Consider the following 8260-nt stretch of genomic DNA (forward strand, 5'->3'; position numbering starts at 1 on the left):
CCGCCGGGGCCGGACCCGCACTAGATTCGGGTCATGGCGGACATCAAGGCGAAAAGGGAGATCGAGCGGAAGTACGAGGCCGGCGACGGCGGACTCCCCGACCTGACCGGCGTCGGCCCGGTGGCGGCCGTCGTCGACCAGGGCGTCGCCGAACTCGACGCCGTCTACTACGACACCCCCGACGAACGCCTCACCGCCGACGGACTCACCCTGCGCCGCCGCACCGGCGGCGCCGACGCCGGCTGGCACCTGAAGTTCCCGGTCAGCCCCGGCGTACGCGACGAGATCCACGCCCCCCTCTCCGACACCGTGCCCCCCGCCCTCGCCGGACTCGTCCGCTCCCGCGTCCGCGACGCCGAACTGCTCCCACTGGTCCGCATCCGCTCCTGCCGGGGGATCAGCCACCTCGTCGACGCCGACGGCACCCCGCTCGCCGAGGTCGCCGTCGACGCCGTACGGGCCGAACGGCTGACCGGTCACGGCGGCGCCGCCCAGTGGACCGAGATCGAGGTGGAACTCGCCGACGACGGCGACCCGGCGCTCCTCGACGCCGTCGGCAAACGCCTGCGCAAGGCGGGCGTACGCCCCTCCCCGGCGGCCTCCAAACTGGCCCGCGCCCTGACCGAGACCGCCCCGCCGGACCGCCCCCGCCCCACGGCGGCCGGCCACGCGGCCCCCACGACGGCCGGCGACCACGTCCTCGCCTACCTGCGCGCCCAGCGCGACGCCCTCGTCGCACTCGACCCCGCCGTACGCCGGGACGAGTACGACTCCGTCCACCAAATGCGCGTCGCCACCCGCCGCCTGCGCAGCGCCCTGCGCACCTACCGCAAGGTCCTGGACCGGACCACCACCGACCCGGTCCGCGCGGAACTGAAATGGCTCGGCACCGAACTCGGGCTCGGCCGCGACCAGGAAGTCCTCGCCGAGCGCCTCACCACCGGCCTCGACGAACTGCCCTACACCCTGATCACCGGCCCCGTCCGCACCCGGCTGCGCACCTGGTCGCGGAGCGCCCGCGGCGACGCGCGCCGCCGCCTCCTCGCCGACCTCGACAGCGACCGTCACCTGGCCCTCCTCGACACACTCGACGCCCTGCTGGCCGACCCGCCGCTGCGCCCGGCCGCCGCCGGGAAGCCGGCCAAGGTGATCACCAAGGCCGTGCACAAGGACTTCGCGGCGCTCTCCGCCCTGCTCCGGCACGCCCTCGACCTGCCACCCGGCCACGACCGCGACCTCGCCCTGCACGAGGCCCGCAAGAAGGCCAAGGCCACCCGGTACGCGGCCGAGGCGGCCGTACCCGCCCTCGGCGATCCGGCCGTCGGCCTGGTGAAGGCGGCGAAGTCGCTGCAGAGCCTGCTCGGCGACCATCAGGACAGTGTCATGGCCCGCCGGACCCTGCGCGAGCTGGCCGGCCAGGCGCACGAGGCGGGGGAGAGCGCGTTCACGTACGGGGTGCTCCACGGACGCGAGGAGCAGAGTGCGGCCGAGCTGGAGGCCCGGCTGCCGGAAACCTGGCGGGCGATCGAGAAGGGGACGGCCCTCTGAGCGCTCCCGCGACCGCCTGCCGGGCGTTCGGGACAGGTCCGGGACCGGGTTACGCTTGGGGGTCCCCCCTGTCAGCTCACGAAGGTCCGTCGAGATGCCTGCCGAAGCCGCCGAGACCGTCGAGTCTGTGTTCCCGCAGCTCGAAGCTCTGCTCCCGCATGTGCAGAAGCCGATCCAGTACGTCGGCGGAGAACTCAACTCCACGGTCAAGCCCTGGGAGTCCTGTGACGTCCGCTGGGCGCTCATGTACCCGGACGCCTACGAGGTCGGCCTGCCCAACCAGGGCGTCATGATCCTCTACGAGGTCCTCAACGAGCGCGAGGGTGTCCTGGCCGAGCGCACCTACAGCGTGTGGCCCGACCTGGAGGCGCTGATGCGGGAGCACGGCGTCCCGCAGTTCACGGTGGACGGCCACCGCCCGGTGAAGGCCTTCGACGTCTTCGGCCTGTCCTTCTCCACGGAGCTGGGCTACACGAACATGCTGACGGCCCTGGACCTGGCCGGAATCCCGCTGGAGGCCAGGGACCGCACGATCGACGACCCGATCGTGATGGCGGGCGGCCACGCCGCCTTCAACCCCGAGCCGATCGCCGACTTCATCGACTGCGCGGTCATCGGCGACGGCGAGCAGGCGGTGCTGGAGGTCACGGAGATCATCCGCGCCTGGAAGGCGGAGGGCCGCCCGGGCGGGCGCGAGGAACTCCTCTTCCGCCTGGCGAGGACGGGCGGGGTGTACGTGCCCGGCTTCTACGACGTCGAGTACCTCCCCGACGGCCGTATCGGCCGCGTGGTCCCCAACAAGTCGGGCGTCCCGTGGCGTGTGTCGAAGCACACGGTGATGGACCTGGACGAGTGGCCGTACCCCAAGCAGCCGCTGGTGCCGCTGGCGGAGACGGTCCACGAGCGCATGTCGGTCGAGATCTTCCGCGGCTGCACGCGGGGGTGCCGCTTCTGCCAGGCCGGCATGATCACCCGCCCGGTGCGCGAGCGCTCCATCACGGGCATCGGCGACATGGTGGAGGCCGGCCTGAAGGCGACCGGCTTCGAGGAGGTGGGCCTGCTCTCCCTGTCCTCGGCCGACCACTCGGAGATCGGCGACGTCGCCAAGGGCCTCGCCGACCGCTACGAGGCCGACAAGATCGGCCTCTCGCTGCCCTCCACCCGTGTGGACGCCTTCAACATCGACCTGGCGAACGAGCTGACCCGCAACGGCCGCCGCTCGGGCCTCACCTTCGCCCCGGAGGGCGGCTCGGAGCGCATCCGCAAGGTCATCAACAAGATGGTCTCGGAGGACGACCTGATCCGCACCGTCGCCACGGCGTACGGCAACGGCTGGCGCCAGGTGAAGCTGTACTTCATGTGCGGTCTGCCCACGGAGACGGACGAGGACGTCCTCCAGATCGCCGACATGGCGACCCGCGTGATCCAGAAGGGCCGCGAGGTGTCCGGCTCCAACGACATCCGCTGCACGGTCTCGATCGGCGGCTTCGTCCCCAAGCCGCACACCCCGTTCCAGTGGGCGCCCCAGCTCTCCTCCGAGGGGACGGACGCCCGCCTGGAGAAGCTCCGCGACAAGATCCGCGGCGACAAGAAGTACGGCCGCTCGATCGGCTTCCGCTACCACGACGGCAAGCCCGGCATCGTCGAGGGCCTGCTCTCGCGCGGCGACCGCCGGATCGGCGCCGTCATCCGCGCGGTCTACGACGACGGCGGCCGCTTCGACGGCTGGCGCGAGCACTTCTCCTACGACCGCTGGATGGCCGGCGCGGACAAGGCCCTCGCCCCCTTCGGCGTGGACGTCGACTGGTACACCACCCGCGAGCGCACCTACGAGGAGGTCCTCCCCTGGGACCACCTCGACTCCGGTCTCGACAAGGACTGGCTCTGGGAGGACTGGCAGGACGCCCTCGACGAGACCGAGGTCGAGGACTGCCGCTGGACCCCCTGCTTCGATTGTGGGGTATGTCCCCAGATGGATACTTGGGTACAAGTAGGCCCGACCGGCAAGAAGTTGCTGCCGCTGACGGTCAAGAACGCAGCTCAGGCGCCCACTTCGAGTGGTCACGAGCACTGAGGTGAGCGAGGCGCTCGATCGGGTAATGGAGGCGCTGGCGGGGGCGAGTGAGGACGAGGTGGTTGCTGCGCTTGCTGCCGTGGCTGCTTCGCGTCCTCGCTCGTCCGTTCCGCAGGCCGCCCTCCGGACACCGCTGCCAGGCCCTGGAAGTGGCACGCAGATCGTGTCCGAGGTGGAGTGGGTCTGAGGCTCATCCCCTCCTGGTCCCAAGGAGGCCTAGGAGGGGCCGGTGGCATGTGAGTGCAGGGGCTTCGGCCCCGATCGGCTGGTGAGTCCGCGCTCGGCACACAGCGGGGCGCAGGGGCCGGCGCAGAGAGTGCAACTGCCACCTGGGAGCTCCTCAGCCGTCCAGTCCGAGGTTGAGTGGGTCTGACGCGCGGCAAGGAATCTGTCGTCCGGTAGAGATGTCGGCCGGTTTCGGGAGGCGGGGCTGAGCCGATGGGGTAGCCGATGGCCATGGCTTCCTTTGCTTGTCGGCTCCGTCGGCCTTATACGTTCAACGACCGTACAGGGCCTTGGAGTTCTATGCTGAAGCTGTCATGGAACCGGTAAGCATTGGGGCCCGGCTCGCATCGAGCATCGTTGTCCCGTTGGTGAAGAAACTGTTTGTGGCGGATGGCCCCGGCGCAGGCCTAGTCGATCGGCCTGTGCGCATCTCCAAACTGGTGTCGTTTCGCGGCGAGAAACGGACTCTTGCTGACGCCGAACTCCGCAAGATCGCAGAAGAGTTGGTGGATCGCGCGGCGCGGTCGACCGGCGTGTCGGAGCGCCTGCCCGGCTTCGAGCAGCGGGCGGTGGTGAACGCGGTCACACACTCATTGAGCGCCTTGGGTCATATCGACATGGACGACGTCCAAGCTGTCCAACTCGGCTATCTGGAACTCTCTCGACGCCTTCGGTCAAGCAACCAGGCTGCCACGATCGGACTGTCGAGTGATGCGGTGCTGCTTCACACAAACGTGGTGGATACGGCCTGCCTGCACATCCTGCACTTCTTTACCACGAGGTCCACCTTCGTACCCCGCACGCTCGTTGAGCAGAGTCGCCGGATCGAAGAACTGTCCTCGAAGATCGATACGCTGATCCTGCGAACGCCTTCCCCGGCGGACGGCAGCTTCGAGGAGCGCTATGCGCGCTACATCTCCAAGAAACATGGCAAGCTGACCATCTTCGGTCTTGATCTGTCCGAAGCGTCGGCGTCATGGCCTCTTGACGCGGCCTATCTGAGCTTAGAGGCCACGGAGACCGCGGTCGGCGAGATTCCGTTGGTGCTCCCTGCCGAACAGGTCTTGGCCGGGCGTGACCGGGTGCTGTTGCGAGGAGTGGCGGGTTCCGGGAAAACCACGCTTGTGCAGTGGCTGGCGATCAGTGCCGCTCGTAACGACCTCGACGAACGCCTCCTTTACCTCCACGGCTTGGTGCCGTTCGTGCTGCCCATGCGGTCCCTGACCCGTGCCGGGGCAAGGCTCCCCATGCCGGACGAGTTCCTTTCGGCGGTAGGGTGCCCGATCGCCCACGCCCAGCCCACGGGCTGGTACGACCGTGTGCTGACTGCGGGACGTGGGCTGATGCTGGTCGACGGGATCGACGAGATGCCCGAGGAGGAACGCGAGGAAGCCCGCAACTGGCTGCGGGACCTCATCGGTTCCTACCCGAAGAACCGTTGGCTTGTCACTTCGCGCCCCTCGGCCGTGCGAGAACACTGGCTGGCAGACGAAAAGTTCTCGGAACTGGACCTGGCTCCCATGAGTCGTGATGATGTCGCCGCATTCATCAGACGCTGGCACAAAGCGGCCGGCAGCGCAGACGCATATGGCAAAGAACTCCTCTACGCCGTACGGGCTAAGCAGGAACTCGCTCGGCTCGCCACCAATCCCCTCATGTGCGCATTGATCTGTGCACTGCATCGTGATCGGAGGGGCTACCTCCCCGACGGACGTAAGGAGCTCTACGACGCGGCGCTGTCCATGCTGCTTTCCCGGAGAGACCGCGAACGCGGCATCTACAAAACGGGCGACATGCGTATCGGCGAATCCCACCAGGTCCAGCTGATCCAGAAATTGGCGTACTGGCTGATTCGTAACGGCCGTTCAGAAATGGACGCGCAGGATGCTCTGGACCTGCTGTCCCAAGCGGTGAGGGCGATGCCACGCATCGCCGAACAGGGCACGTTGAAGCAGATCTACCGATACCTGCTCGTCCGAAGTGGGTTGCTCATCGAGCCCGTTGAAGGCACCATGCAGTTCATTCACAGGACCTTTCAGGACTATCTCGGAGCCAGAGCCGCCGTAGAGAACCTTGATTTCGACTTCCTTGGTGGTAACGCCCACCTTGACCAGTGGGAGGACGTCATCCGCATGGCCGTGGCTCATGCCCGCCCGGGAGAGCGCACTCGACTGCTCACAGGATTGATCGAACGCGGTGACGCTTCGAAGGACACCCGCCACCGACTCCATCTGTTGGCTGCGGCCTGCTTGGACGACGCTACCGAACTGGATCCCGCCGTTCGAACCGAGGTGCAGCATCGTGCTGAGAAGCTCATTCCGCCCCACTCGGTCGCCAAGGCCCGTGCGCTAGCAGATGTCGGTCCAGTTGTGTTGGAATTGCTGCAGGGTCCGGAGGGCCTCACCGACGACGAGGCCTACTTTACTGTCCTCACCGCTAGCCGCATCGGAACCGACGCCGCGATCCCGGTGCTGACCCGTTTCCGGACCGCGGACGACCTACGAGTACGTGCCGAACTGGCCCTCGCTTGGAGCCGGTTCGACACGGAACGCTACGCCGATGAGGTCATCGCGCACTTGCAGGAGGACGACCTCTATTTCGTGGTTTCAAGCAGTCAAGAACTCTGGGCCCTGCGCCGTTTCGGCGGGAGATCCTTCTTGAAAATCACATCGCCCCTCAAGCCCGAGGAAATCCAATATTCCTGCGTAACTGACCGCCTCATGGGGCTTTGTGTCGCGGCAGATCTGCGTTGCTCCTGGGAGTGGCTGGTCGCGTTTCCCTATCTCACCGACCTGACCTTGGAGACCCCCCTTCTCGACGTCGATGTGAGTTCGCTGCGACATGTGCGCTCCCTTCGCACGCTTCGGGTGCCAGCAGCAGCGAGGATTGTCGGTGCGGAACTGTTGCCTCCGACCCTGGAGATTATCGGCACGGGCTGATTTGCCCCCATGGTCGGAAGGGCTCGGTGCTCACAGCCCGCAGTTCGACTCACGGCCGCAATTGAGTGACAGCGACAAGAAGATGTTGCCGCTGTCGGTCTTCCGGAGAAGACCGACAGCCGGGCTGCTCGCCCCCGTAAGGGATCACGAGGCGGACGGCCACCGAGCTTCGGGCCGGCGCGGCGATGGAGCTATGCGTGATATCAGGGGCGAAGTGCTTTACTCTCACGTGGCGTCATGCCGTGCTGGTCATCTGACTTCGCACATGATCGACCGGACAGCTCCTAGCAGCGGATGACCATCAACTGGGCGTCTGCTGCTTGCGCTACGCCGCATAGATCGCCTGGCTGACGCACGCTGAGTACCACATGTGGGCATTGCGTACCTGAAGCCGTTGACGGATCCACTGCTGCATACCCTGCGACTGCTCGTCTTGGACGGCTTCAGGGTGGGCGAGAAGGAGAAAAAGGATGTCACGAGCTAGCACCAAGTGATCGTGAATCAGCCCTGCCGCAGTGATGACGTGGTCTTGTCCCCTTGGGTATACGTCGGACAAGTAGCTGCTCTCAACCTCCCTCATCACCCTGAAGATCACTTGCCGGGACGCAGGATCCCCGCTGGGGGACCCCCCGTCCCGAAGCGTCTGCACCATGTCGTCGAAGGCATCGCAGGCCGCGTTGATCTTGGCCGTGTACTTGCCGTAGCTTTCCCTCCGGTCAGCCTCGTGCCTGTGCCCCCGCTCCTCCACAGCAGTTTGCTTGACGGTAGCGCGCTCTGAATGCCCTGCCGCAACCGCCACTATGAGTGCTGACGTCGAACTCAATAAGCCAGCAATGGCAGCAGCCCAGACCGCCGCGGTCCCTTGATCCATAGCTACATATTTTGCCGCAGGCATGCCAACTTGGTCACCCATACGCTCCAAGTGAGGAGGCAGCACATGACAAGGACGTCTGCCGGCATGCCTGCCCTCGCCACTCCTTGACCTTCCTCTAGCCGAGAGCGGTCCACGCTGCGGCGACACGCTCAAGCACTGTCGCGTCGGATGGTGTGTTCGTGTCCATGGCGGGAACCTGCGGCAGGTATCCCAGTCCGGCCCAGCAGGGGTGCGCGGCTTCTGGTCCAACCTACCCCGGATGCAGTGCTGTTGGTGAAAATGGCACGGCAGGGAAGTCGTTGCCTCGTCGAGTAATCTGAATGTGTGGCAGAAGAGGCAGAGGAAGTTTTCGAAGAGCCTGAGGGAAGCAACGCGAACGGTATTGCGTTCAGTGGTGTCGCTCCGAAGCCAACGTTGGGCTTGGGTGGGGGAGCGTCGAGCATCCTCGGCGAGGTCGCCAAGTATCAGAAGTCGGGGCGCAGGACGGTCTCGTTCGCCACTCAGTTGGGCTTGGGTGGGGGAGCGTCGAGCATCCTCGGCGAGGTCGCCAAGTATCAGAAGTCGGGGCGCAGGACGGTCTCGTTCGCCACTCAGTTGGGC

The 8260-nt window shown here is 66.4% G+C and carries 5 protein-coding genes; 4 read left to right on the top strand and 1 reads right to left on the bottom strand.

The genetic code is table 11. From position 1 onward, the window contains the following. The first annotated feature begins 33 nt into the window (after positions 1-33). The 3 genes from ACIQMV_RS13365 to ACIQMV_RS13375 all read left to right on the top strand — a co-directional run bounded on the left by ACIQMV_RS13365 (position 34) and on the right by ACIQMV_RS13375 (position 6786). A complete protein-coding gene (locus tag ACIQMV_RS13365; RefSeq protein ID WP_402592745.1) occupies positions 34-1548 on the top strand; it encodes a CHAD domain-containing protein in 1515 nt (504 codons plus the stop codon). A gap of 94 nt (positions 1549-1642) precedes the next feature. Beyond that, on the top strand, positions 1643-3622 hold the full coding sequence (locus ACIQMV_RS13370; RefSeq protein WP_402592746.1) for a TIGR03960 family B12-binding radical SAM protein: 1980 nt from the start codon (positions 1643-1645) through the stop codon (positions 3620-3622). A 539-nt stretch (positions 3623-4161) separates the two neighbouring features. After that, positions 4162-6786 carry an NACHT domain-containing protein gene (locus tag ACIQMV_RS13375; protein ID WP_402592909.1) on the top strand — a complete coding sequence of 875 codons (2625 nt, stop codon included), beginning with the start codon at positions 4162-4164 and terminating at the stop codon, positions 6784-6786. Between the two features lie 325 nt (positions 6787-7111). On the opposite strand, the gene ACIQMV_RS13380 is transcribed toward ACIQMV_RS13375, so the two are convergent. Next, positions 7112-7657, bottom strand: a complete 546-nt coding sequence (locus tag ACIQMV_RS13380; protein ID WP_402592747.1) for a hypothetical protein — start codon at positions 7655-7657, stop codon at positions 7112-7114. A 327-nt stretch (positions 7658-7984) separates the two neighbouring features. Here ACIQMV_RS13380 and ACIQMV_RS13385 point away from each other — a divergent pair. Then, positions 7985-8260 (top strand): hypothetical protein (locus tag ACIQMV_RS13385; protein ID WP_402592748.1); only part of this gene is annotated, 276 nt, incomplete at its 3' end.

The sequence above is a fragment of the Streptomyces sp. NPDC091412 genome (assembly GCF_044756885.1).
GTDB lineage: Bacteria > Actinomycetota > Actinomycetes > Streptomycetales > Streptomycetaceae > Streptomyces.